At 67.9% G+C, this 22,971-nt stretch carries 30 protein-coding genes and 1 other RNA gene; 17 read left to right on the top strand and 14 right to left on the bottom strand.

Features of this window, described 5'->3' with window-relative positions:
- Positions 1 to 116: 116 nt before the first annotated feature.
- From purC to ACW18C_RS04155, 7 genes are all read left to right on the top strand, one after another.
- Positions 117 to 875, top strand: coding sequence for a phosphoribosylaminoimidazolesuccinocarboxamide synthase (purC, locus tag ACW18C_RS04185; RefSeq protein WP_008263270.1), 759 nt, complete (start codon positions 117 to 119; stop codon positions 873 to 875).
- Complete coding sequence (gene purS / locus ACW18C_RS04180; RefSeq protein WP_008260221.1) at positions 875 to 1,111, top strand: phosphoribosylformylglycinamidine synthase subunit PurS; 237 nt, start codon at positions 875 to 877, stop codon at positions 1,109 to 1,111. The genes purC and purS overlap by 1 nt, the downstream gene beginning before the upstream one ends.
- 96 nt (positions 1,112 to 1,207) lie before the next feature.
- Positions 1,208 to 1,687 (top strand): YbhB/YbcL family Raf kinase inhibitor-like protein, encoded by a 480-nt coding sequence (locus ACW18C_RS04175; protein ID WP_492072963.1) that lies wholly within the window; start codon positions 1,208 to 1,210, stop codon positions 1,685 to 1,687.
- A gap of 71 nt (positions 1,688 to 1,758) precedes the next feature.
- Positions 1,759 to 2,985, top strand: coding sequence for an MFS transporter (locus ACW18C_RS04170; RefSeq protein ID WP_492072962.1), 1,227 nt, complete (start codon positions 1,759 to 1,761; stop codon positions 2,983 to 2,985).
- A gap of 25 nt (positions 2,986 to 3,010) precedes the next feature.
- Positions 3,011 to 3,241: a hypothetical protein gene (locus tag ACW18C_RS04165; RefSeq protein ID WP_492072961.1), complete on the top strand. Its 231-nt coding sequence runs from the start codon at positions 3,011 to 3,013 to the stop codon at positions 3,239 to 3,241.
- A gap of 33 nt (positions 3,242 to 3,274) precedes the next feature.
- Positions 3,275 to 3,937 (top strand): phosphoribosylformylglycinamidine synthase subunit PurQ, encoded by a 663-nt coding sequence (gene purQ, locus ACW18C_RS04160; protein ID WP_492072959.1) that lies wholly within the window; start codon positions 3,275 to 3,277, stop codon positions 3,935 to 3,937.
- A gap of 31 nt (positions 3,938 to 3,968) precedes the next feature.
- Positions 3,969 to 4,820 (top strand): hypothetical protein, encoded by an 852-nt coding sequence (locus ACW18C_RS04155; RefSeq protein WP_492072957.1) that lies wholly within the window; start codon positions 3,969 to 3,971, stop codon positions 4,818 to 4,820.
- Positions 4,821 to 4,836: 16 nt separating this feature from the next.
- On the opposite strand, the gene ACW18C_RS04150 is transcribed toward ACW18C_RS04155, so the two are convergent.
- The 3 genes from ACW18C_RS04150 to ACW18C_RS04140 are packed head-to-tail and all read right to left on the bottom strand — an operon-like array spanning position 4,837 to position 6,599.
- Complete coding sequence (locus tag ACW18C_RS04150; RefSeq protein ID WP_492072956.1) at positions 4,837 to 5,925, bottom strand: aspartyl/asparaginyl beta-hydroxylase domain-containing protein; 1,089 nt, start codon at positions 5,923 to 5,925, stop codon at positions 4,837 to 4,839.
- A gap of 43 nt (positions 5,926 to 5,968) precedes the next feature.
- Positions 5,969 to 6,151, bottom strand: a complete 183-nt coding sequence (locus ACW18C_RS04145) for a hypothetical protein (RefSeq protein WP_492072955.1) — start codon at positions 6,149 to 6,151, stop codon at positions 5,969 to 5,971.
- A gap of 55 nt (positions 6,152 to 6,206) precedes the next feature.
- Positions 6,207 to 6,599 carry a hypothetical protein gene (locus ACW18C_RS04140; RefSeq protein ID WP_008263920.1) on the bottom strand — a complete coding sequence of 131 codons (393 nt, stop codon included), beginning with the start codon at positions 6,597 to 6,599 and terminating at the stop codon, positions 6,207 to 6,209.
- Positions 6,600 to 6,722: 123 nt separating this feature from the next.
- On the opposite strand from ACW18C_RS04140, the gene ACW18C_RS04135 reads away from it, so the two are divergent.
- Entirely contained in the window at positions 6,723 to 7,514 is a 792-nt protein-coding gene (locus tag ACW18C_RS04135; protein WP_492072954.1) for a TspO-related membrane protein, read from the top strand.
- Here ACW18C_RS04135 and ACW18C_RS04130 read toward each other — a convergent pair.
- The 4 genes from ACW18C_RS04130 to ACW18C_RS04115 form a co-directional block, all read right to left on the bottom strand.
- Positions 7,511 to 7,762, bottom strand: coding sequence for a Tat pathway signal protein (locus tag ACW18C_RS04130; RefSeq protein ID WP_492072953.1), 252 nt, complete (start codon positions 7,760 to 7,762; stop codon positions 7,511 to 7,513). The genes ACW18C_RS04135 and ACW18C_RS04130 overlap by 4 nt on opposite strands.
- Positions 7,762 to 7,905, bottom strand: a complete 144-nt coding sequence (locus ACW18C_RS04125) for a hypothetical protein (protein WP_008260671.1) — start codon at positions 7,903 to 7,905, stop codon at positions 7,762 to 7,764. Before ACW18C_RS04125 ends, ACW18C_RS04130 begins: the two co-directional genes overlap by 1 nt.
- A gap of 61 nt (positions 7,906 to 7,966) precedes the next feature.
- Positions 7,967 to 8,356 (bottom strand): type II toxin-antitoxin system VapC family toxin, encoded by a 390-nt coding sequence (locus tag ACW18C_RS04120; protein ID WP_492072951.1) that lies wholly within the window; start codon positions 8,354 to 8,356, stop codon positions 7,967 to 7,969.
- Positions 8,356 to 8,616: a type II toxin-antitoxin system VapB family antitoxin gene (locus tag ACW18C_RS04115; RefSeq protein ID WP_492072949.1), complete on the bottom strand. Its 261-nt coding sequence runs from the start codon at positions 8,614 to 8,616 to the stop codon at positions 8,356 to 8,358. The genes ACW18C_RS04120 and ACW18C_RS04115 overlap by 1 nt, the downstream gene beginning before the upstream one ends.
- A 67-nt stretch (positions 8,617 to 8,683) precedes the next feature.
- Between ACW18C_RS04115 and purL the strand changes: the two genes are divergently transcribed.
- The 7 genes from purL (at position 8,684) to ACW18C_RS04080 (ending at position 16,410) form a co-directional block, all read left to right on the top strand.
- On the top strand, positions 8,684 to 10,912 hold the full coding sequence (gene purL, locus ACW18C_RS04110) for a phosphoribosylformylglycinamidine synthase subunit PurL (protein WP_492072948.1): 2,229 nt from the start codon (positions 8,684 to 8,686) through the stop codon (positions 10,910 to 10,912).
- Positions 10,909 to 11,250, top strand: coding sequence for a DUF305 domain-containing protein (locus tag ACW18C_RS04105; protein WP_492072946.1), 342 nt, complete (start codon positions 10,909 to 10,911; stop codon positions 11,248 to 11,250). The genes purL and ACW18C_RS04105 overlap by 4 nt, the downstream gene beginning before the upstream one ends.
- A 2-nt stretch (positions 11,251 to 11,252) precedes the next feature.
- Positions 11,253 to 11,756: a hypothetical protein gene (locus ACW18C_RS04100; RefSeq protein ID WP_492072945.1), complete on the top strand. Its 504-nt coding sequence runs from the start codon at positions 11,253 to 11,255 to the stop codon at positions 11,754 to 11,756.
- Positions 11,757 to 11,827: 71 nt separating this feature from the next.
- The gene (locus tag ACW18C_RS04095) at positions 11,828 to 11,977 is read left to right on the top strand and encodes a hypothetical protein (protein WP_292147826.1); all 150 of its coding nucleotides are present in this window, start codon (positions 11,828 to 11,830) and stop codon (positions 11,975 to 11,977) included.
- A gap of 203 nt (positions 11,978 to 12,180) precedes the next feature.
- A complete protein-coding gene (locus ACW18C_RS04090; protein ID WP_492072943.1) occupies positions 12,181 to 13,569 on the top strand; it encodes a cytochrome P450 in 1,389 nt (462 codons plus the stop codon).
- Between the two features lie 169 nt (positions 13,570 to 13,738).
- On the top strand, positions 13,739 to 14,746 hold the full coding sequence (locus ACW18C_RS04085; RefSeq protein WP_492072941.1) for a glycosyltransferase family 4 protein: 1,008 nt from the start codon (positions 13,739 to 13,741) through the stop codon (positions 14,744 to 14,746).
- Between the two features lie 98 nt (positions 14,747 to 14,844).
- A complete protein-coding gene (locus ACW18C_RS04080; protein WP_492072939.1) occupies positions 14,845 to 16,410 on the top strand; it encodes an alkaline phosphatase D family protein in 1,566 nt (521 codons plus the stop codon).
- 2 nt (positions 16,411 to 16,412) lie between these two features.
- On the opposite strand, the gene ACW18C_RS04075 is transcribed toward ACW18C_RS04080, so the two are convergent.
- From ACW18C_RS04075 to ACW18C_RS04045, 7 genes are all read right to left on the bottom strand, one after another.
- Positions 16,413 to 17,234: a TIGR00282 family metallophosphoesterase gene (locus tag ACW18C_RS04075; RefSeq protein WP_008261349.1), complete on the bottom strand. Its 822-nt coding sequence runs from the start codon at positions 17,232 to 17,234 to the stop codon at positions 16,413 to 16,415.
- Positions 17,231 to 17,650 (bottom strand): type II toxin-antitoxin system VapC family toxin, encoded by a 420-nt coding sequence (locus tag ACW18C_RS04070; protein WP_492072937.1) that lies wholly within the window; start codon positions 17,648 to 17,650, stop codon positions 17,231 to 17,233. The genes ACW18C_RS04075 and ACW18C_RS04070 overlap by 4 nt, the downstream gene beginning before the upstream one ends.
- Positions 17,647 to 17,880, bottom strand: a complete 234-nt coding sequence (gene vapB / locus ACW18C_RS04065) for a type II toxin-antitoxin system VapB family antitoxin (protein WP_008264254.1) — start codon at positions 17,878 to 17,880, stop codon at positions 17,647 to 17,649. Before vapB ends, ACW18C_RS04070 begins: the two co-directional genes overlap by 4 nt.
- A gap of 31 nt (positions 17,881 to 17,911) precedes the next feature.
- Positions 17,912 to 18,469 (bottom strand): 5-formyltetrahydrofolate cyclo-ligase, encoded by a 558-nt coding sequence (locus ACW18C_RS04060; RefSeq protein ID WP_492072935.1) that lies wholly within the window; start codon positions 18,467 to 18,469, stop codon positions 17,912 to 17,914.
- 118 nt (positions 18,470 to 18,587) lie between these two features.
- Positions 18,588 to 18,750: non-coding RNA, 6S RNA (ssrS, locus tag ACW18C_RS04055), on the bottom strand.
- A 65-nt stretch (positions 18,751 to 18,815) separates the two neighbouring features.
- A complete protein-coding gene (locus ACW18C_RS04050) occupies positions 18,816 to 19,136 on the bottom strand; it encodes a cell division protein ZapA (RefSeq protein WP_008263136.1) in 321 nt (106 codons plus the stop codon).
- Complete coding sequence (locus ACW18C_RS04045; RefSeq protein WP_492072933.1) at positions 19,136 to 19,444, bottom strand: hypothetical protein; 309 nt, start codon at positions 19,442 to 19,444, stop codon at positions 19,136 to 19,138. Before ACW18C_RS04045 ends, ACW18C_RS04050 begins: the two co-directional genes overlap by 1 nt.
- A gap of 96 nt (positions 19,445 to 19,540) precedes the next feature.
- Between ACW18C_RS04045 and tkt the strand changes: the two genes are divergently transcribed.
- Complete coding sequence (gene tkt / locus ACW18C_RS04040) at positions 19,541 to 21,532, top strand: transketolase (protein ID WP_492072932.1); 1,992 nt, start codon at positions 19,541 to 19,543, stop codon at positions 21,530 to 21,532.
- Between the two features lie 180 nt (positions 21,533 to 21,712).
- Positions 21,713 to 22,909: a formate-dependent phosphoribosylglycinamide formyltransferase gene (gene purT, locus ACW18C_RS04035; protein WP_492072930.1), complete on the top strand. Its 1,197-nt coding sequence runs from the start codon at positions 21,713 to 21,715 to the stop codon at positions 22,907 to 22,909.
- Positions 22,910 to 22,971: the final 62 nt, after the last annotated feature.

Raw genomic sequence — 22,971 nt, 5'->3', positions numbered from 1 at the left:
CGAGATTGACTGCCCGAACGATTCAGAAACGCGCCGCCAGGACCGGGTCTTCCCCCTTTCCATCATGGCCGCGCGATTTTTGTTTTTGGAGGGCGCCCGTAGGCCGGGACCGGAATATGAACAGCAAGCGCAAGAAGATTTACGAAGGCAAGGCCAAGATCCTGTACGAAGGACCCGAGCCCGGCACCCTGATCCAGTACTTCAAGGACGACGCCACCGCGTTCAACGCGCAGAAGAAGGCCGTCCTCGAAGGCAAGGGCGTGGTCAACAACCAGATCAGCGAATTCATCATGTCGCGCCTGAACGGCATCGGCGTGACCAACCACTTCATCAAGCGCCTGAACCTGCGCGAGCAGCTGATCCGCGAAGTCGAGATCATTCCGCTGGAAGTGGTGTGCCGCAACATCGTCGCCGGCTCGATGAGCCAGCGTCTGGGCATCGAGGAAGGCACCCCCCTGCCCCGCTCGATCATCGAATTCTACTACAAGAAGGACGAGCTCAACGACCCGATGGTCACCGAAGAGCATATCACCGCCTTCAACTGGGCCTCGACCCAGGAACTGGACGACATCCTGGCCATGACGGTGCGGGTCAACGACTATCTGTCGGGCATGTTCGGCGCCGTCGGCATCACCCTGGTCGACTTCAAGATCGAGTTCGGCCGCATCTGGGAAAACGACTTCAGCCGCGTCATCCTGGCCGACGAGATCAGCCCGGACAGCTGCCGCCTGTGGGACGCCACGACCGGTGAGAAGATGGACAAGGACCGCTTCCGCCGCGATCTGGGCAATGTCATCGAAAGCTACACCGAAGTCGCGCGTCGACTGGGCATCATGAAGGGCATGCCGACGGTGATTCAGGGAGGGCTGCACTAGTGGCTAAGGTCAAGGTTCACGTCTTCCTCAAGCCCGGCGTCCTGGACGTCCAGGGCAAGGCCGTCGAAGGCGCCCTGCAGGGTCTGGGCTGGACCGGCGTGTCGAACGCCCGCGTCGGCAAGCTGATCGAGTTCGACCTCGACGGCGTTGCAGACCCCCAGGCCGAGGCCAAGAAGATGTGCGAGCAACTGCTAGCCAACACGGTGATCGAAGGCTACCGCATCGAGGCGGCCTGACGCATCAAGCCTCTTCCTCACAATGATGGGGAAGAGGCGGTTGCATCCCTTCTGCGGCCCCCCAGTTAAGCTGACGGCTTGATTGACGGAGCGCCCATGACCCTCACCCTCACCTCAACCGATATTCAGGACGGCGGCGTCCTTCCCGACGCCCAGGTCCACGCCAAGGGAAACACCTCGCCCCACCTCGCCTGGTCCGGCGCGCCCGAAGGCACGAAGAGCTACGCCGTCACCTGCTATGATCCCGACGCCCCGACGGGTTCAGGCTTCTGGCACTGGACCGTCGCCAACATCCCCGCCGACGTGACCGAGCTGGCGACCGGCGCCGGTTCGCCCGGCGGCGACCTGCCCTCCGGCGCGGTCCAGGGGCGCACCGATTTCGGCCAGGCCGGCTTCGGCGGCGCCGCCCCGCCCCCCGGCCACGGCCCGCACCGCTACATCTTCACCGTCTTCGCCGTGGACGTGGACCGGCTGGACGTCACCGCCGACGATTCCGGCGCCGTCTTCGGTTTCAACCTGCATTTCCACACCCTGGCCAAGACCTCGATCACGGCGACCTACGAAAACCGCGGCTGAGGCGTTGATCCAAGGAGGAGGCTCCTTATGTTGCATCGCAACATCCCCCTCCCCCTTTACGGATAGCTTTCATGGCCGCTGGCGGCGCCGTCGTCGATTCCGACGTCACCAACGAACCCATGACCGCCGGACGGGTGGCCCTGGTGCTGATCGCCTTGGCCATGGGCGGTTTCGCCATCGGCGTGACCGAGTTCGCGGCCATGAGCATCCTGCCCGACTTCGCCGCCGGCCTGAGCGTCGACGCCCCGGCCGCCGGCCATGTCATCAGCGCCTACGCCGCCGGCGTCGTGGTCGGCGCGCCGATCCTGGCGGTGCTGGGCGCTCGCAGCCCGCGCTGGCTGCTGCTGATCGGCTTCATGGCCCTGTTCGCCATCGGCAACGGCCTGTCGGCCCTGGCTCCGACCTATGAATGGATGCTGGTCTTCCGCTTCCTCAGCGGCGTGCCGCACGGCGCCTATTTCGGCGTGGCGGCCCTGGTCGCAGCGTCGGTCGTGCCGCTGCATCTCCGCACCCGGGCCGTCTCGACCGTCCTGATGGGTCTGACGGTCGCCACGGTCATCGGCGTGCCCTTCGCCAATATGATCAGCCACGCTTTCGGCTGGCGCTGGACCTTCGCCATCGTCAGCGTCCTGGCGGTGACCACCATGGGTCTGGTCGCCCTGTTCGCCCCGCGCGACCCGGCCCATCCGAACGCCAGTCCCGTGCGCGAACTGGGCGCCCTGAAGCGAAGCCAGGTCTGGCTGACCCTGGGCGTCGGCGCGGTCGGCTTCGGCGGCATGTTCGCCGTCTACGCCTATCTGGCCTCGACCCTTCAGGCCGTGACCGGCGTGGGGCCGGAAATCATGCCCTGGGTCTTCGCCGTCTTCGGCGTCGGCATGTTCCTGGGCAATATACTGGGGGCCTGGGCCGCCGACCGGGTCGGCTTCCCGGCGGCGGGCGGCCTTCTGCTGTGGAGCGCCGCGGCCCTGGCCCTCTATCCCTTCGCCGCCCCGCACCTGTGGGCCGTCATGATCGTCGTCTTCCTGATCGGCGGCGGCGGCGGCCTGGGCTCGGTGCTGCAGACCCGGCTGATGGACGTCGCCGGCGACGCCCAGACCCTGGCCGCCGCCCTGAACCACTCGGCCTTCAACACCGCCAACGCCATCGGCCCCCTGCTGGGCGGCATGGCCATCGCGGCCGGCTACGGCCGGACCTCGACCGGCTGGGTCGGCGTCGGGCTGTCGCTGGGCGGCTTCGCGATCTTCGTGGCGGCGTGGGCGGAGGGACGGAGACGCGCCGCGTCCAAGCGTTTGGCGTAACCACAGTTTATGGTAGTATGAACTCATGGCCGACGTCACCAACGACCTCATCTACGAAGTGCTGAAGTCCATGCAGACACGCCTGGACCGGATCGACGGCAATGTCGCCGGCGTGAGAGGCGAACTTCAGGCCATGCCCCTCCACCTCAACGGCCTGAACCAGGACGTCTCCAACCTGTATCAGATTGTCGATCGTCAGGACGCCCGCCTCGGCCGGATCGAGACCCGCCTCGGACTTCTTGAACCCGCGCACTGACATTTCCCGAAAACGGTGCTAGAGGCCCGCGCCATGAGCGCAGCCGTCATCGTCTTCCCCGGTTCCAACTGTGATCGCGACTGCAAGGTCGCCGTCGAACGCTCCACTGGCGAGCCCGTCTCCATGGTCTGGCACGCCGAGACCGAACTGCCTTCGGGCCTGGACCTGATCGTCATTCCCGGCGGCTTCTCCTACGGCGACTATCTGCGCTGCGGCGCCATGGCGGCCCAGTCCCCGGTGATGCAGGCGGTCAAGAAGGCCGCAGACGACGGCGTCGCCGTGGTCGGCATCTGCAACGGCTTCCAGATCCTGTGCGAGGCCGGAATGCTGCCCGGCGCCCTGCTGCGCAACAAGGGGCTGAAATACGTCTGCAAGCCCATCGCCCTTACTGTCTCCAACGGCCAGACCCGCTTCACCGCCGGCTATCAGGGCCAGCGCGAGGTGGTCATGACCCAGGGCAACGGCGACGGAAACTTCTTCGCAGACGCCGAGACCCTGGCCCGGATCGAGGGCGAGGGCCAGGTGGTCTTCCGCTACGTCGAGAACCCGAACGGCTCGGTCAACGACATCGCCGGCATCCAGAATGCGCGCGGCAATGTGCTCGGCATGATGCCCCACCCCGACCGCGCCTTTGAGGCCGAACTGGGCTCCGCCGACGGCGCCGTGCTGTTCCAGAGCATCTACGCCGCAGCTTGACGGCAATCTGTCGTTGAGGCGAAGTAGCGCAATGCTTCGCTTCATCTCCGCCGTCCTGTTCCTTTGCCTGTCATCCTCTGCAGCTTTGGCTCAAGAGGCCTCGCAGCCCCCCGCGCCGGTTGATTCCGCACGGGAGGATTGGACCCTGGCGCGTCTTCCCGAGCACGACGCCGTAGTGGCTACCATTGGTTTTACGTCCGGCCTCAACCTCATCGCCAGGTGTCAGGGCGGCGTGTACGATCTGATGATCAGCGGCTTGCCGGAAGCGCCCAAGAATCAGCCGACACGAGAGCTGGGGATTCAGGTCGGCGATGAAGGCGAATCAAAAACGACAGTCTGGACGGTAGGATCGCAGCGAACGATGGCGTTCAGTCGCATCCCCGCCCTGGTCGCGCGGGACCTGGCGGAAGGCGGAAAGCTGCAGGTGGTGATTCCGGCTGACCGCCCGGGTGGTCCGCGCACCCGCTACGTCATGGATGTTGAGCCCTCCAGCCAGGCCATCGCCGAAACCCTGACGGCCTGCGGCCGCCCTGTCATCGACCCGCGCGAGGAGCGTGCAGATCAGATCGAAGGCAACGGCCAGGACGGGCTGCCCGCCGCCGTGATGTGGCGGACCATGCCTCGCCCCACCTTTCCGGAATCGGTCAGGGGCCGAAGCCCCCGCATGGGCTATGTCGTGCTTTCGTGCGTCGCCGAGGACGACGGCGGCCTGACCGAGTGCGTGACGGAGAGCGAGCAACCGCCCGGCTACCATCTGGGCTTGGCGGTTCAAAGATCTCTTCCGCGCGCGCGCCTTAAGCTGACGGACGAAGCCGCGGCCAGCGGGCGGCCTTTGGCAGGCCGCCTGATCGTGTTCAGCGTGAACTTCAGAATGGAAAACTGACGGATCTTCGGCCCGCTCAGGTCCCCAGCTTCGGCGTCGCCCCGCCCCCGGCGTCGATGGCGTCGAACAGGGCGCGGATCAGCCCTCGCTCTTCCTCGGTGATCTCGGGCTTCCAGACGTCGAAGATCAATATCGTCCGGTCCTGTCCGCTGTCGTTCCAGGCCTCATGCTCGATCGTGTCGTCGAACGCCCAGGCCTTGCCTTCCTCCCACTGACGCAGGTCCGACCCCACCCGGAACCAGGACCCCGGCGGCGCCACCAGCGGCAGGTGGCAGATCAGGCGGGTGTTGATCAGGCCGTGATGCGGCGGAATCCGCGCGCCCGCCGCCAGTTTCGAAAAGAGGATCGACGGCGACCGCCCGGGAATTATGCTCAGCGGCGCGGCCTCCAGCGCCTTCAGGGTCTGCGGGCACCGCGCGGCGATCTCGGGCGCGACCACGCCGTCCTTCCACAGGAAGACCGCGCTCCAGGTGGGGTTTTCCAGCATCCCCGCCTGGCCGCTGCGCGGCCGGTTGGATCGATCCTCCACGTAGGGGGCGAACAGATCGGGTTCGGCCAGCACCGCCTCCAGCTCGGCGCGGATGGCGGGCGCCGCCGCCTCGATCGCCGCCAGCCAGGGCGTGTCGGCGCGGGGCTGGAACTGGACCTGGGGCAGGCCTGGAAAAAGATAGAATTTCGGCTGCTGGTGATACAGCGACTTGCGCCCGGTCAGCAGGTCGAGCGACAGGGCGAACCGCGCGCTGGACTGGGCTTCGTCAAATCCGCGCGCCTTGATTCCGGCCAGAAGCTCCTCCTCGAACCGGCGCCTCATGTCCGCCAGCGCCTGTTGCACCCGCCGCAACTCGCCCTTCAGTTCGGGATCTGCGCCGCGCTGTTGCGCACTCGCCAAGGCCGCGCCATAAAAACTCGAGGCGGACCGCGCATCGCCCCGAACGGCCAGGGCGTCGCCCTTGAGAATGGCCCCCAGGACGTTGCGTCCATCGACACCCAGCACCCGCTCCGCCGCCGCGAGCGCCGCGTCGGAATCTCCGCCCGCTCTAGCGGACAGGGCGTGCTGAAGAAGGGTCTCCAGAGCGACAGGGGCGTCTGCGTTCATGCGCTGCATGAACGACGATCATCGAACCTCCGTCAAGCAAACAGGGGCGCGTTCACTCCGGACGCGCCGCCTGTCCGTTCTCCAGGTCTTCGTCCTCGTCGGCCGTGACCACGCCGCCCGGATCGCGTTGGGCGGCCAGTTCGCGGGCGCCGACGCCCTGACCGTGTTCGATGGCGAGGTTGGCTTCGACCTCGTTGGTTTCGAAGACGGGTGTTTCGTCGTCGCGGTCAGCCATGGTCATCTCCAGTTCGTGTGGGCTTGAACAACCGACCACACGACAGGCGGTTCCTCTAACGCCCCAGGAAGGGGTCCAGACTGGCGCGCGACAAGGGACGAAAGACCAGGAACCGCCCATCGACCGTCAGGGTCACCTCGTGCGCCTGCGGCCGCTGCAGCAGCGCCGGATCGTCCAGCGACACGGCGCGACCCGAAGCAATATGTCGCGCGTCCAGGGCGGGCGTGATCGGTCTGCCGTTCGCCGCGGCCAGGGCCGACAGAAAGCGGCGCACCTCCAACGCCTGCTGCTCGGGCGTCAGCGCCTGGCGAACACGCGCCCAAGCGTCCTGCGACGGCTGGGTGAGAACGACGGTCGCTCCACTTGTCTGGGCGTGGCCCACGCCTGCGACGGCCGATGCGGCCATGGCGGTCAGGCAGAAAATCCAGCGTCCGGCGGCGTTCGTCATGCCCGATGACAAGCAGCACAGAGGGCGTGGCGCAGGCAAGCTTCACTTTTCACGTTGCAACGGTGAACCTTACCGCCGTCCGGCGCGTACATTCCACCTGAACACCGTCGTATCGGAATCCGCATGTCCTCGATCCTTCGTCCCACGCCCGCCCAGCGCACCCGCCGACTGGTGGTGCTGGCCGCCGCCGTCTTCGCCATCGTGGTCCCGCTGGTCCAGAACCTGGCGGGCCTGGGCCTGACCCAGGCCGAGTTCGCTGCCGATGGAAACAGCACCCTGCGCGTCGCCGGCTACGCCTTCTCGATCTGGGGCCTCATCTATCTGGGCCTGCTGGCCTACGCCGTCCGCCAGGTGCTGCCCCAGACCGGCGAGAGCACCCTGATCAATCGCATGGGCTGGCCGTCGGCCGTCGCCTTCTTCGGCATCGGGATGTGGATCGTCGTCGCCGCCCTGAACCTGAAGGCGGCCAGCGTCATCGTCATCTTCGCCTCCCTGATCGCCCTGCTGGCGCCCCTGCTGGCCTATTCCGGCACCGTCCGGGCCCTGAGCCGGACGGATCGCGACCGGCTGCTGCTGGTCTGGCCTCTGGCGGCGCTCGCGGGCTGGCTGACAGTCGCGGCGCCGCTGAACCTGATCACCACCCTCACCGCCTTCGAGGCCCTGCCGACGGCTCTGTCGCCCGCCGCCTGGGCCATCCTGGCCGTGGTCGTGACCACCGGCGTCGCCCTGGCGGTGACCGCCAGCCTCCGGACCATCGCCTATCCCCTGCCGACGGCCTGGGGCCTGCTCGGCGCCTTCGTCGCCGAACAAACCGACAAGCCTGCGGTGGCCTTCACTGCCCTGGCCGGGGCTATCGTCCTTTTGGTCGGGGGCGTGCTTCTGGCCTTCCGGCTGAAGCCGGGGGTCGAGCGCTAGGAGTCCTTGGTCGGCGTCACGGGCGTATCGATCGCCGCGCCTTCCCCGGCGCCGACGTCAAAGGCGCCGGTCTCCTGAAATCCGACGCTGCCGATCCCGGTCGCCTGTCCGGTCAGCCGCTGCCGACGGCTGATCATCGCCTGGTCGGGCGCGGCCTTGTCCATTTCTCGTGTGGTCTCAGGATCATTGGACCGGTCCATCTGCTGGCCGGTGGCCGGCGTGACCTTTGTGGAGGGTGTGGAGCGCATCAGATGCCCTCCCCCTCGTCTTTGACTTCGGCTTCGTTCTGCGCCTGCTCGGCCATGGCCGAGGCGCCGGCGTCGTCGGCCGCAATCTCGGGCAGGTCTTCATCTTCAGGCGTTGCGGCGGGGTCGATAGGGGTGTCGGTCATGACGAAAACTCCGTGTTGGCTACACACGAAATGACACCCAAGCCCCAGACGTTCCCCTCGCTCAGATCGTGATCGCCACGTCCGTCTTCGAAAAGTCGTCGCCCTTGAACAGCAGCGGTTCGCCGCTGTTCCGGCTCAGCGCATAGGCGAAACAGTCGCCATAGTTCAGCCGCGCCGGATGCCGCCCCTTGCCGAACCGCACCATGGCCTCGCAGGCGATCCGCATCTGCGCCTGATCGACGGGGACCAGGTCGAGGTCATAGTCGGCGACCAGATCGTCCACGGTCGGCCGCTGGTCGCGGCCCCGCCGCGCGGTCAGCCCGGTAACGAGCTCCAGCACGTTCGCCACACTCATCAGCCGACGCGGCGCGCCCCGGATCATCTCGTCGAAACGCGCCGCCTCGGGCTCCATCATCTCGATCGCGAACAGGACGGAGGTGTCGATCACCATCAGATGGGCTCGCCGGCGTCGCCGTACATTTCAGCCTCGATCTCAGCCAGGCTCCGGCCGTCGCCTGGGCCTCTTTGTTGGATACGCGCGAACAGCGCCTCGCGCTTCCTCGCCCGCTCCGCCGCCGCCTCCTCGGCGGTCAGTTCCTTCCAGGTCTTGTCCAGGGCGATGTCGATGGCCTCGGTCAGGCTGACCCCCAGGCGCTCGGCGACGGCGCGCGCCTTGCGCTCCGTCTCGGCGCGCTTGATGCTGAGGCCCATTCTAGAACTCCCAAAATACTGTCTAGAATATAGCCTATCGGCCCATCTGCGGCTAGAAGCCCCGCCCATGACCGCTCCGCAAAAGACCCCCGCCAAGTCGATGGCTGAATTGGCCGCCGAATACGGCCTGGCCCCGAACGAATATCAGGTCGTCCTCGACCGGCTGGGCCGAGAGCCCAACCATGTCGAACTGGGCGTCTTCTCGGTCATGTGGTCCGAGCACTGCTCGTACAAATCCTCCAAGATCCACCTGGGCAAGTTCCCGACCACCGGCGACCGCGTCATCTGCGGGCCGGGCGAGAACGCCGGGGTGATCGACATCGACGACGGCGACGCCTGCATCTTCAAGATGGAGAGCCACAACCACCCCTCCTACATCGAACCCTATCAGGGTGCGGCGACGGGCGTGGGCGGCATCATGCGCGACGTCTTCACCATGGGCGCCCGCCCGGTGGCCCTGCTGAACGCCCTGCGCTTCGGCGACCCCAGCCACGAGAAGACCAGGCGCCTGGTCAAGGGCGTCGTTTCGGGCATCGGCGGCTACGGCAACTGCGTCGGCGTGCCGACCGTGGCGGGCGAGACCAATTTCCACGCCGGCTACAACGGCAACATCCTGGTCAACGCCATGTGCGTCGGCCTGGCCAAGGCCGACAGCATCTTCTATTCGGCCGCCCCCTCAGCGGGCCTGTCGGTCGTCTATTTCGGTTCCAAGACCGGTCGCGACGGCATCCACGGCGCCACCATGTCCTCGGCCGAGTTCGACGATGAGTCGGAATCCAAACGCCCCACCGTCCAGGTCGGCGACCCCTTCGCCGAAAAGCTGCTGATCGAAGCCACCCTCGAACTGATGGCCTCGGGCGCCGTCGCCGCCATCCAGGACATGGGCGCGGCGGGCCTGACCTCCTCCTCGGTCGAGATGGCCGGCAAGGGCGGCGTCGGCATCGAGCTGAACATGGACGCCGTGCCTCAGCGCGAAGAGGGCATGACCGCCTATGAGATGATGCTGTCGGAAAGCCAGGAGCGGATGCTGGCGGTCCTGAAGCCCGGCCGCGAGGCCGACGGCGAACGCATCTTCAAGAAATGGGGCCTGGACGCCGCCACCATCGGCGTCACCACCGACACCGGCCGTCTGGTGCTGAAGCATCACGGCGAGACCGTCTGCGACGTGCCCCTTGCGCCCCTGTTCGACGACGCCCCCCTGTACGACCGCCCCTGGGTCCAGCCCGAGCTGCAGCCCAGGCTGAACCCTTCCGACATTCCCGCGCCCGAAAACTGGGCCGATGCGGTGATGAAGGTGATCGCCTGCCCCGACATGGCCTCCAAGCGCTGGATCTGGGAACAGTACGACCGCCACGTCATGGCCGACACCCTGCAGGACTCGGCCACCGGCGCCGACGCCGGCGTGGTCCGCGTCCACGGCACGGACAAGGGTCTGGCCGTGACCAGCGACTGCACCCCCCGCTACGTCCAGAACGACCCCTACGAAGGCGGCAAGCAAGCCGTGGCCGAGGCCTGGCGCAACCTGACCGCCGTCGGCTCGCGCCCCATCGCCATCACCGACAACCTCAACTTCGGCAACCCGCAGCGCCCCGAGATCATGGGCCAGATCGTCCGCGCCATCGACGGCATGGCCGAGGCCTGCCGCGAGCTGTCCTTCCCCGTCGTCTCGGGCAATGTGTCGCTGTACAACGAGACCAACGGCGTCGCCATTCCGCCCACCCCGACCGTGGGCGCCGTGGGCCTGCTGCCCAACTATGACGTCGTGACCAACTTCTCGACCATGGCGGCGGGCGACACCCTGGTCCTGATCGGCCAGACCGTCGGTGAACTGGGCGCCTCCATCTATCTGCGCGAGGTCCTGGGCCGCGAGGACGGCGCCCCGCCGCCCGTCGATCTGAAGCTGGAAAGGAAGACCGGCGACTTCGTGCGCGACCTGATCGAGGCCGGCGACCTGACCGTCGTCCATGACCTCTCGGACGGCGGCCTGATCGGCGCCGCCGCCGACCTGGTCCTGGCCTCCGACGTCGGCGTAACCCTGGACGCCTCCAGCGCCGCCCACGCCCACATCTTCCTGTTCGGCGAGGACCAGGCCCGCTACCTGGTCGCCGTGCCCGACGCCGACGCCCTGATCGCCAAGGCCCAGGCCGCCGGCCTGCACGCCTCGGTCGTCGGCCACGCCGGCGGCGACGCCTTCGCCTCCAAGGGCGACAAGGGCGAGCTGTTCAGCATCCCCGTCGCCCACCTGCGCGAATGGCACGAAGGGTGGATGCCGGGCTGGCTCGGCGACGCCGCATGATCCGCGCCGCCCCGCCGATCGCGCTGCTCCTCGTGCTAGGAGCCTGCGACGGCGGCGGCGACCCGGTCCAGCAGGCGCTGCGTGAAACCTCGGCCGCCAACCAGGCGGCGGCGACCCGCACCACGGCCGAAATGCAGGCAGCGGCCCAGACTGCGGATCAGGCCTATGTCGCCAAGATGATCGCCCACCACGAGGGCGCCGTCGCCACGGCCCGGGTCGCCCTTCGCGACAGCCGCGATCCGGAAATCCGGCGCATGGCCCAGATGGTCATCGACACTCGGACTCGTGAGATCGGCGAGCTGAAGACCTGGGCGCCGACCGTCGCTCCGGCGAACTGAGCATGGCTAAAGGATCCTATCCCGGCGGCGGAAAACGGGCGCGTTCTCCCGGTTCCAAAACTGCGCCGACGGGACGTCTTGCCGAGCGGAAGCCGGGGCGGCCTGCCGCACGGACGCCGTCCAAGCCTTCACAGATCACGAGAGACGAACTGAAGCACTTCAGTTTTCGCGGTCTATCCAAAGAGGCGTTTCTGGATGAGCTCGATCCGTGGCTCCGCGCCTGTTTCAAGAACGGCTTCACCCGGCCCAACGAGATCGCCGGCCTTCTGAACAAATTGGGGAAGATGACCGCCTGCGGCCAACCGTGGACGCCTCACCTTGTCTGGGGTCTTCAACGCTTTCTGTTCGAGCGACGCGAAAAGCGCAGAGCCGCTCAATCGGGTGAAGCGGCGCCGACACCCCCGGTTTTGAAGCCCGCAACCTCAGGTCAGGGCTCGAAGGATTTGAGTGCTGAGGATATGGTGCGGTTGCTTGGCGCCATCGGCAGGACGTCACGCCCTCGCTGACCTCATTGGGAGGCCACACCCCGCTTGCAGCACCCTCAATAGTCCTCATATTGAGGAACGAGGAGAGTGTCATGCCGAACTCTAGACGCGACCGCGAGCGGGTCGAGGCTGCCACTTTCGAACGGCTCAAAGCCGAACTGACGACGGCGTTCGCTGCGCCTGAGTCCAGTTATACGGCTCTGGACGCCGACGCCGTGTTCGCTCGCAACGCTCGCCGCTGAGCGCCGGGTCGCATGGCGTTCGATCCCCGCCGAGTTCGGTGTCGACGGATTCTACATTCGATGCGAACATCACTATGTCTACTGGCGTCTGATGTCTGACGGCTCCGTCGGGATAGTGACGGTGCTTCATGAACGCATGCACCAGATCGCGCGTTTTAGGGACGACGCGCCCGGCTGACGGGCGATTTGAACAGGAGCGGCTTATGGACGCGACCACCGCCGACGCCATCTTCCGCCCCGCCATCCCGCCCCGTCGCACGGGCGGTCCCCTGCCCCTGCTGCCCTTCCTGTGGATCAGCTGGCGCGACCCTATCCGCATGTGGTCCGAGCGGCATTTCACCGAGCCGCAGCTGCACGGGAACAGCGCTTTCGGCGAAATCCTGGTCGTCAGCCACCCCGAAGGCGTCCGTCACGTCCTGACCGAGAACGCCGCCAACTACGTCAAGGGCGACCTGCAACGCCGCGTCCTGGGCCCCATGCTGGCCGAGGGCCTGCTGCTGACCGAGGGCGAGGTCTGGCGCCGCGCCCGCCGCATCCTGGCCCCGCTCTTCACCCCCGCCAAGATGGCCACCCTGAACGCCCGCATGGCCGAGGTCTGCCAGGCCCGCGTCGCCGGCTGGTCCCTGTCCGCGCGCGGCCGGGTGCTGGATGTCGACAGCGAGATGTCCGGCCTGACCTTCGACATCCTGTCGGCCACCATGTTCTCGGACGAGCTGGGCGGCGAGGCGCGCGGGTTCGAGCGCGCCCTGAACCAGTTCCTGGCCAATGGGGCCCGTATCGATCCGCTGGACGTGCTGGGCGCGCCGGACTGGGCCCCTCGCCTGGGCCGTCTGGCCAGCTTCCGCTCGGCCCGCTTCTTCGAACAGCGCGTCACCACACTGGTCGAGGCCCGCCGCGCCCGCATCGAATCCGGCGATACGCCGCCCGACGACCTGCTCAGCGCCCTTCTTCTGGCCCGCGACGAGAACGGCGGACCCGGCCTGTCTGACGAAGAGGTCGCCTCCAACATCCTGACCTTCATCCTGGCGGGGCACGAGACCACCGCCCGCGCCCTAGGCTGGACCCTGCACCTGCTGTCGCGCCAGCCCGAATACCTGGCCCGCCTGCAAACCGAGGCCGACGCCTTCGACGTCTCCGACCCCAAATGGGCCGACGCCCTGCCCTGGACCCGCGCCGTGCTGGACGAGACCATGCGCCTGTTCCCGCCCGCCCCGACCATGGCGCGCAAGGCCCTGGCCGACGACGAGATCGGCGGCCAGCCGATCAAGGCCGGCGCCACCGTCATCATCTCGCCGTGGATCCTGCAGCGCCACAGCCTGTTGTGGGACGACCCCGACGCCTTCAAGCCGGAACGCTTCCTGCCGCAGAACCGCAAGTCCATCGACCGCTACGCCTACATCCCCTTCAGCGCCGGTCCCCGCGTCTGCATCGGCGCCGCCTTCGCCATCCAGGAGGCGGTGATCGCCCTGGCTTCCATCCTGCGCGCCGCCGAGATCGAGCCCGTCACGACGGTCGAACCCCGGCCGGTGCATCAGATCACCCTTCGCAGCCGTGAGGCGATGCGGTTGCGGCTGCGAGCGCGCAGACGCTGACGATTTCGGCGACGGATTTCCCGACCTGGAGCGTTCGACAGTCGGTCTCGCCGATCAGGCGAGCCCTCGCTGGCTAATTATCTCCGGGGACATCGCGCTGCGCACCGCCATTCTGCTGCCTCCGGGCTCGCTCTTCTCCGAGGCCCGCCCCAACTCCATGGAGACGGTCGTGCGGACTCTCGCCCTCTTCAACGGCGACGCAGACACGCGAATTTTCTGCCTGGAGGGCGCCCAGGATCATAATGCGCCGGGCATGGTGACCACCCTCCCGCGCCGCAATACACAGCAAGGTCTCATCGACGCCTTGCGCGATTTCGGGCCGGATCTGATCGAACACCACCAGCAGGTGAAACAGGCCCTGTCCGTATCGTCACGCTTCCCCCAGGCCGTCCATGTTCTTTATCGGCATAATGCGCTGAAGCCTGCGCGCCATCGGATCGACCGTTGGCGCTACGCGGCCCGATATGGCCGAATGGACGGCTTCATCTTCGTCAGCGCCGCCGAGCGGAACGCCTTCGCCCGCACCTATCCCCGCCTGGCCGACCGCGCCTACGCCCTGCCCAACCCCATCGACGCCGCCGCCTGGTTCGCCTCGCCCGACGACCGGCAGCGGGTGATCGCCTTCGCCGGTCGGGCCATGCCGGAGAAGGGTCTGGACGTCCTGTGCGCCGCCCTGCCCGCCGTGCTCGACGCCCACCCCGACTGGCGTGCGGTGCTGATGCTGAACGACTGGGACAGGCACGCCGCCTGGGCCGGGCCCCACCTCGCCCCGCTTGAGCGATACGGCGCACGGGTCGTCGTCCTGCATTCGGCGCCCCTGTCGGAGGTGCGCGACATCATGAAGACCGCCGCCATCGCCCTGACCCCCTCGGTCTGGGACGAGCCCTTCGGCCTGACGGCGGTCGAGGCCCATGCGGCGGGCGCGGCCCTGATCTCGTCCGGCCGGGGCGGCCTGCGCGAGGCCAGCGGCGACCATGCCCTCTATGTCGACGAGATCACGCCCGAAAGCCTGGCCGAGGCGATGGAGCGCCTGATCCGCAACCCGGACGAACGCACAGCCCTGGCGCGCGCCGGACAGCGTCATGTGATGGACGTCCACTCACCCCTACAACGGTCCGCCGAACTGAAGCAGATCCGCAAGGCTGTCGTCCTGTCGGGACGTCGCCTCGCCGCCTGACGCCCAAGGCGGCGTGCCGAGCCCCGGCGGATGCGGATACGGCTGGAAAATCTGTCACATCGCCGCGATAGAGCCGGGCTTCAGTTCGGGGATTTTCGATGACCATGCTCGCCCTCTCCCGCCGGTCCATGCTGGCCGCCTTCGGCGGCGGCCTGGCCCTGTCGAACACCGGCCCCGCCCTGGCCCAGGCGGTCTTCGACGTGAACCCCTTCCGGCTGGGCGTGACGGCGGGCGACCCCCTGCCCGACGGCTTCGTCATCTGGACGCGTCTGGCCCCCGACCCGGTCGCCTACGGCTCGGGCATGCCCAAGGCGCCCGTCGCGGTGAAATGGGAAGTCGCCGCCGACCGCGGCTTCAACACCGTCGTCCGGTCCGGCGAGGCGATCGCCCGGCCCGAACTGGGCCATTCCGTCCATGTCGAGGTCGAGGGACTGGAGCCCGCCCGCCTCTATTTCTACCGTTTCCAGTGCGGGACCGAACGCAGCGGCGTCGGCCGCGCCAAGACCGCCCCCCTGGCCGGCGCCGCCGTCTCGGCCGTCCGCTTCGGCGTCGCCGGCTGCCAGGCCTATGAGAGCGGCTACTACACCGCCCACCGCAAGATGGCGGAAGAGGATCTGGATTTCATCTTCTGCTACGGCGACTATATCTACGAAGGCCGGGGCAACCCGATCTACCAGTCGGGTTCAGGCCCGCAGGACAACACCCGCGTCCACCTGGGCGGCGAGATCTACAGCCTCGACGACTATCGCCGCCGCTACTCCCAGTACACGATGGATGTGGATCTTCAGGCCTCGCGCGCCTCGGCGGCCTGGTTCTGCACCTATGACGACCACGAGGTCGACAACAACTGGGTCGGCGACATCGACCAGGACGGCGCGCCGCCTGAAGTCTTCCTGCTGCGCCGCGCCGCCGCCATGCAGGCCTTCTACGAATTCATGCCGATGCGGAAGTCGGCCTTCCCGCGCGGCGCGGGCATGCAGGCCTATCGCCGGGCCCAGTACGGCGACCTGCTGGACATCGCCTTCCTCGACACCCGCCAGTACCGCACGGACCAGCCCTGCGGCGACCGCTACAACGCCACCTGCCCCGGCATAGAGGCGACGACGGCCCAGGTGCTGGGCGACGCCCAGGAGGCCTGGCTGCTGACCAATCTCGACCGCTCGAAGGCGCGCTGGAAGGCCCTGGCCCAGCAGGTCATGATGATGGACCTGAACCGCAACACCTCGGGCGGCCAAGGGGTCAACACCGACAGCTGGGCCGGCTATCGCGTGCCGCGCAACCGTCTGCTGCGCCACATCCGCGACCGCCGCATCGACAATGTCGTGGTCCTGACCGGCGACGAGCATCAGAACTACGCCGGCGGCCTTTGGCTGGACGGCAGCCAGCCCGAGGGCGCCCCCATCGCCGTCGAATTCGTCGGCACCTCGATCAGCTCCGGCGGCGACGGCTCGGACCGCGGCTCCGACTACGACCGCTTCCTGTCGGCCAATCCCCAGCTGAAGTTCCGCAACACCCAGCGCGGCTATCTGATCTGCGAGGCGACCCCGAACCTCTGGACCACCCAGTTCAAGGTCCTGGACAAGGTCTCGACCCGCTCCGGCGCGCTGACGACCCGTCAGACCTTCGCGGTCGAGGCGGGATCGAACACGCTCAACCTGGCCTGACGTCAGAGAACCGGCACCGCCTGGCTCAACCGCCCGCCGACCCGGATCGGCTCGACCCGCGTCGCCAGACCGGTCTTGTCGTCGGTTTCGACAAACACGCCGCACACCGTCGCCGGGCCGGACGCCGGCATGTAGCGCCCGCCCGAGATCCGGGTGGTGAAGCGGCGCAGCGGCTCTTCCTTCTCGTTGCCGATGACGCTGTCATAGTCGCAGCAGCCGCCGGCGTCGGTCTGATAGGCCGTGCCGCCGGGCAGGATCTGGCAGTCGGCGGTCGGGACGTGGGTATGGGTGCCGACCACCAGCGACGCTCGCCCGTCGCAGAAATGGCCCATGGCCATCTTCTCGCTGGTCGCCTCGCAGTGCATGTCCACGATCACCGCATCGGCCACGGCCCCCAGGGGCGCCGCCGCCAGCTCGCGTTCGACGGCGCCGAACGGATCGTCCATCGGGTCCATATGCACCCGGCCCAGCACATTCATCACCAGGACGGTGCGGCCCGAATGGGTCTCGAACAGATTGGCCCCGGCGCCCGGCGCATCCATCAGGCGCGGATAGTTGGCCGGCCGGATCAGGCGCGGCTCGCGCACGATATAGGTCAGGGCCTCGCGCTGATCCCACGAGTGGTTGCCCAGGGTCAGGCAGTCGGCGCCCGCCATGAACAGCTCGCGCGCCGTGTTCTCGGTGATGCCGAACCCGCCCGCAGCATTCTCCGCATTCACCACCACGAAGTCCAGCTTCAGGTCGCGCTTCAGGCCCGGAAGATGATCGCTGATCCCGTCACGGCCGGACTTGCCGATGACGTCGCCGAAGAAGGCCAGTCTCATTCGTGTACGCCTTTACTAGGATCCGACCAGTGCTCGACCCTGAGGCCGGCTACACGCTCGAATTCGCCGATGTTGCGGGTGACCACGGTCAGCCCCTGGCTGCGGGCGTGGCCCGCGATCTGATAATCATAGGGTCCAATGGGCCGCCCTTGGCGCTCCAGCACGGCGCGGATTTCCGCCGCGTGGCGCGCGGCGTCCTCATCGAACGGAAGAATTTCCAGACGCGCCAGAAACGCCTCCAGCAAATCGTGTCGTCGCGGATCGGCCAGCTTGTTCGGGCCGACCGCCAATTCCATGACGACCACCGTCGAAACATGCAACGGCGCCTGTTCGCTCTTCAAACGATCATTCAGCGCAGCGCTGCGGCCCCGCAGAATTTCGATACAGATGCTGGTGTCCAGCATGAAGCCGGTCACCACTCCTCCCGCTTCTGCATCTCAGGCTGATCCCGATCCGGCCAGTCTGGAATGCCGGGCCGGTCGAAGAAGTCGTCCCACAGGGCGTTGACCGGCACCAGGCGCAGGCTCTTGCCCTCTTTGATGACGCGCAGCTCCTTCACGTCATCCGGAAAGGCGGCCGCCTTGGGCAGGCGCACCGCCTGCGAGCGGTTCGACTTGAAGACTGTGGCTTTCAGCGGCGGGCTCATGAGTTCGCTATCGGCCCGACTAACGTATATGTCAATGGGATATGCCGAAATCCCGATACCCCGCCTCGGTCAGCACCCCGTGCAGCCGCATGTCGTGCGCCTCCAGGCTCAGCGCCTCGACCGCCTGTCCCGCATAGGCGAAGCCGACCCGGATCACCTCGGGCCGCGCCGCAAAGGTGCGATCATAAAACCCGCCGCCCTGCCCCAGCCGTCCGCCGGCCGCATCGAACGCCAGCAGTGGCGTCAGGATCAGATCCGGCTCCAACACCTCGGCCAGCGGCAGGGGCGCGGGGCAGCCTGCGGCGTCCATCTCCAGCGGCTCGCCCGGCGACCAGGCGCGAAAGATCATCGGCGCGTCCCGCTCCAACACCACCGGCAGGCACAGCCGGCGCCCCGCCGCCTCCAGCGCCACGGCCAGGGCCTCGGTGTCCAGCTCGGACCCCATGGCGCTGTACAGGGCCACCACCTGTCCTGGCGGCAGGGCCTCGGCATGGTCGGCGGCGCGCCGGGCGGCCATCGGATCGGCCTCGGCCAGAGCCTTGCGCCGCGCGCGGGCGGCCGACCGGAGTTCATGCTTCTCAAGGGTCATGACGCGGGCTTACACGCCCCATTCGGCCCCGCACAGAGACCATGCGCCTCGCATGCCGGACTCGCTCAAGCAGCGAGCCGCCGCGCGGCGAGCGGTAGCGACAAAAAAGAGAGAAGTTGGCGGCGCCGCAAGAACCGTGAAGGGCGTTTAAATCCTCTCGAACCTGGGTAGCCAGGTGGGCTCCATATGCCCAGGCCCTCGAGCCCGGACAGGGACAGATCCCTTTGAGTGAATTAAGGTCGCGAGGAAATGTATGCCTTCGACGAGGGCCGCAGCAGGACCCGCCGTCAAACAAGATAGGCGCTGCGCCCCGCCTTCTCAAGCGCCGTGATCAGATCGGCCGTGATCAGATAGATTGGGCGATCTTCTCGATCCGCGCGGCCACGGCGTTCAGCGCCTCAGCCACCCCGTCGCTGGTCGGCGGCGCGGCGGCTGTCTGCGGCGCAGGACCCCCGCCCCCGTTCAGGCGCGCCTCGTGCAGTTCGTCCGACAGGATCAGGGCCGACATCAGGAACAGCCGCAGGTCCCCCACATGACCCACGTCCTGGGCCACCTGGCGCACCTGATTGTCGAACTGTTTGGCCAGGATGCGGACCCGCTCCTCCTGCCCGTCCGCGCAGCCCACCGCATAGGGTCGGCCGTTCACCTCCACCGTCACCGTCGCCATCAGCGGGCCTCGCTTTCGGTCTCTTCGCCGTCCTGGCGCAACTCGTCCTGAGCCAGATCGTCCTGAGCCAGCACCTCGCGCACCGCCGCCGCCGCCCGCGCCAGGGCATGCGACGCCTCACGCCCGGCGGCCTCCAACTCGGCCACGCGCACCGCATCCGCCCCATTTTCAACGCGGGGCGCGAACAGGTCGTCGTCGGCGATCGCCGGCGCCGAGGCCGGACGGGCCTTCAGCTCCAGGATCTTGCGTTCAAGTTCGGCCAGGGCCCGGTCGATACGGGCCCGTGCGGCCGTGGTGGCGTCTGCCATCGGTCGCTCCTTGTAAATTCCGTATAGAACCCGAGGACGCGCCGGGGTAAAGCGGCGCGCCCCTGAATTTCCGCTTCCGCCGAAAGGTCTTCCCTCGTGACCGACGTCAAATCCGCCCCCAAGGCCACGCCCCAGCAGATGGCCAACGCCATCCGCGTCCTCGCCATGGACGGCGTCGAACAGGCCAAGTCGGGCCACCCCGGCATGCCCATGGGCATGGCCGACGTCGCCACGGTGCTGTTCTCCAAATTCCTGAAGTTCGACGCCAGCCGCCCCGACTGGGCCGACCGCGACCGCTTCATCCTGTCGGCGGGCCACGGCTCGATGCTGATCTACGCCCTGCTGCACCTGACCGGCTACAAGGCCGCGACCAAGGAAGAACTGTCCAACTTCCGCCAGTGGGGCTCCAAGACCGCCGGCCACCCCGAATACGGCCACATGCCCGGCGTCGAGGTCACCACCGGCCCCCTGGGCCAGGGCCTGGCGACCTCGGTCGGCTTTGCGATGGCCGAGCGTCACCTCGCCGCCAAATACGGCGACGACCTGGTCGACCACCGCACCTGGGGCATCGCCGGCGACGGCTGCCTGATGGAAGGCGTCAGCCAAGAAGCCATCGCCCTGGCCGGCCGCTACAAGCTGAACAAGCTCACCGTCCTGTGGGACGACAACGAGATCACCATCGACGGCAAGGTCTCCCTGTCCGACACGACCGACCAGAAGGCCCGGTTCAAGGCCGCCGGCTGGGCGGTCAAGGCCATCGACGGCCATGACATGGACGCGATCAAGTCCGCCCTCAAATGGGCGACCCGCCAGGACAAGCCCACCCTGATCGCCTGCAAGACCAAGATCGGCAAGGGCGCCGCCACCATGGAAGGCAGCCACAAGACCCACGGCGCCGCCCTGGGCGCGGCCGAGATCGCCGCCACCCGTCTGGGCCTGGCCTGGGATCACGACCCCTTCGAAATGCCGGCGACCATCGCCGACGCCTGGGCCAAGGTCGGTCGTCGCGGGTCCAAGGACCGCAAGAAGTGGGAGGCCCGCCTCGCCGCCTCCGGTCAGGCCGCCGACTTCACCCGCGCCATGAAGGGCGACCTGCCGGAGGGCGCCTTCGACGCCCTGAACGCCAAGATCGCCGAACTGATCGAGACCCAGCCCGCCCAGGCCACCCGCCAGTCCTCGGGCGCCGCCCTGGATCAGATCTTCGCCTCCATCCCCGAACTGGTCGGCGGCTCGGCCGACCTGACCGGCTCGAACAACACCTTCGTCGCCGGCACCCCCATCCTGGACGCGCCGTCGTATGAAGGCCGCTACGTCAACTGGGGCATCCGCGAGTTCGGCATGGCCGCGGCCATGAACGGCCTCGCCTTGCACGGCGGGATCATTCCCTACGGCGGCACCTTCATGGTCTTCTCGGACTACAGCCGCCCGGCCATCCGTTTGGGCGCCCTGATGGGGGTCCGCGCCATCCACGTCCTGACCCACGACTCCATCGGCCTGGGCGAGGACGGCCCGACCCACCAGCCGGTCGAACACCTGGCCGCCCTGCGCGCCATCCCCAACCTGCTGGTCTTCCGCCCCGCCGACACGGTCGAGGCCATGGAATGCTGGAAGATCGCGCTGGAGACCAAGACCGCCCCCTCGGCCATGGCCCTGTCGCGTCAGAAGACCCCCGCCGTCCGCACCGTCGCCGGCACGGAAAACCTGTCCGCCAAGGGCGCCTATGAGATCAAGCCCGCCTCGGGCGAGGCCAAGGCCACCCTGTTCGGCACCGGCACGGAACTGGCCCTGGCCCTCAAGGCCGCCGAAACCCTTGAGGCCGAAGGCGTCCCGACCCGCGTCGTCTCCGTCCCCTGTTTCGAACTGTTCGAGCAACAGGACGCCGCCTACCGGGCCTCGGTCATCGGCCGCGGCACCATCCGCGTCGCCGTCGAGGCCGCCATCAAACAGGGCTGGGAAGGCTTCATCGGCGAAGACGGCGCCTTCATCGGCATGACCGGCTTCGGCGCCTCCGCCCCCGCCGAAGTCCTCTACGACAAGTTCGGCATCACCGCCGACGCCGTCGTCGCGGCGGTCAAGGCCCGGCTCTAACCCCTCTCACCTCCCTCTCCCCCTGCGGGAGAGGGAGACCGCGCACGGCGGCGAAGCCGTCGTCCTGGCGCGGTCGGGCGAGGGGTCACACCGATCTCGACGCCTACCATCCACCGACCCCTCATCCGGCCCTCCGGGCCACCTTCTCCCGCAGGGGGAGAAGGGACGTTGGAGCAGACGATGAATCTCGGCACCCCCCTCTCCGACACCGCCATCCGCGTCATGCTCCTCGGCTCGGGCGAACTGGGCAAGGAGGTCGCCATTGAGCTGCAAAGGCTCGGCGTCGAGGTGATCGCCGTTGATCGCTATCCCAACGCCCCCGCCATGCAGGTCGCCCACCGCAGCCACGTCATCCCGATGACCGACCCCCAGGTCCTGAACGGCGTCATCCTGGCCGAGGCCCCGCACATCATCGTGCCCGAGATCGAGGCCATCGCCACCGAGGTCCTGGCCGATATCGAGGCCGCCGGCGTGGCCGTGGTCATCCCCACCGCCCGCGCCGTGCAGCTGACCATGAACCGCGAGGGCATCCGCCGCCTCGCCGCCGAGGAACTGGGCCTGCCCACCAGCCCCTACGCCTTCGCCGGTTCGGCCGAGGAACTGGCCGCCGGCGCCGAGACCGTCGGCTACCCCTGTTTCGTCAAGCCGGTCATGTCCTCGTCCGGCAAGGGGCAATCCTTCGTCGAAAGCCCCGATGAAATCGCCGACGCCTGGACCTATGCTCAGGATAGCGGCCGTGTCGCCGGCGCCCGCGTCATCGTCGAGGGCCGGATCGACTTCGATTTCGAGATCACGCTTCTGACCGTCCGCTCGCGCGCCGCCGACGGCTCGACCCGCACGGACTTCTGCGCCCCCATCGGTCACCGCCAGGTCAAGGGCGACTATGTCGAGAGCTGGCAGCCCCAGGCCATGACCCCCGCCGCCCTCGCCGCCTCCCAGGACATCGCCGGCAAGGTCACGGACGCCTTGGGCGGTCTCGGCGTCTTCGGCGTCGAACTGTTCGTCAAGGGCGACCAGGTCTGGTTCTCCGAGGTCTCGCCCCGTCCGCACGACACCGGCCTGGTCACCCTCGCCAGCCAGACGATGAGCGAGTTCGCCCTCCACGCCCGCGCCATCCTGGGCCTGCCGGTCGACGTGACCCTGCGCGAACCCGCCGCCAGCGCCGTCATCTACGGCGGCCTGGAGGCGCGAGGCACCGCCTTCGAAGGCGTGGCCGAAGCCCTGTCCGTCCCCACCGCCGACCTGCGTCTCTTCGGCAAACCCGAAGCCTTCGACCGCCGCCGCATGGGCGTCGCGACCGCCCGCGGCGCCGACACGGACCAGGCCCGCGAACGGGCGCGCGAGGCGGCGGGATGCGTGAAGGTGGTGCGCGGCTGACCTCACCGCCCCCTCCGTCACGGCGCTCTGCGCCGCGCCACCTCCCCCAAGGGGGGAGGAAT

The organism is Brevundimonas sp. FV1ye7S (assembly GCF_058680995.1).
This window is presented reverse-complemented; position numbering and strand designations above follow the sequence as displayed.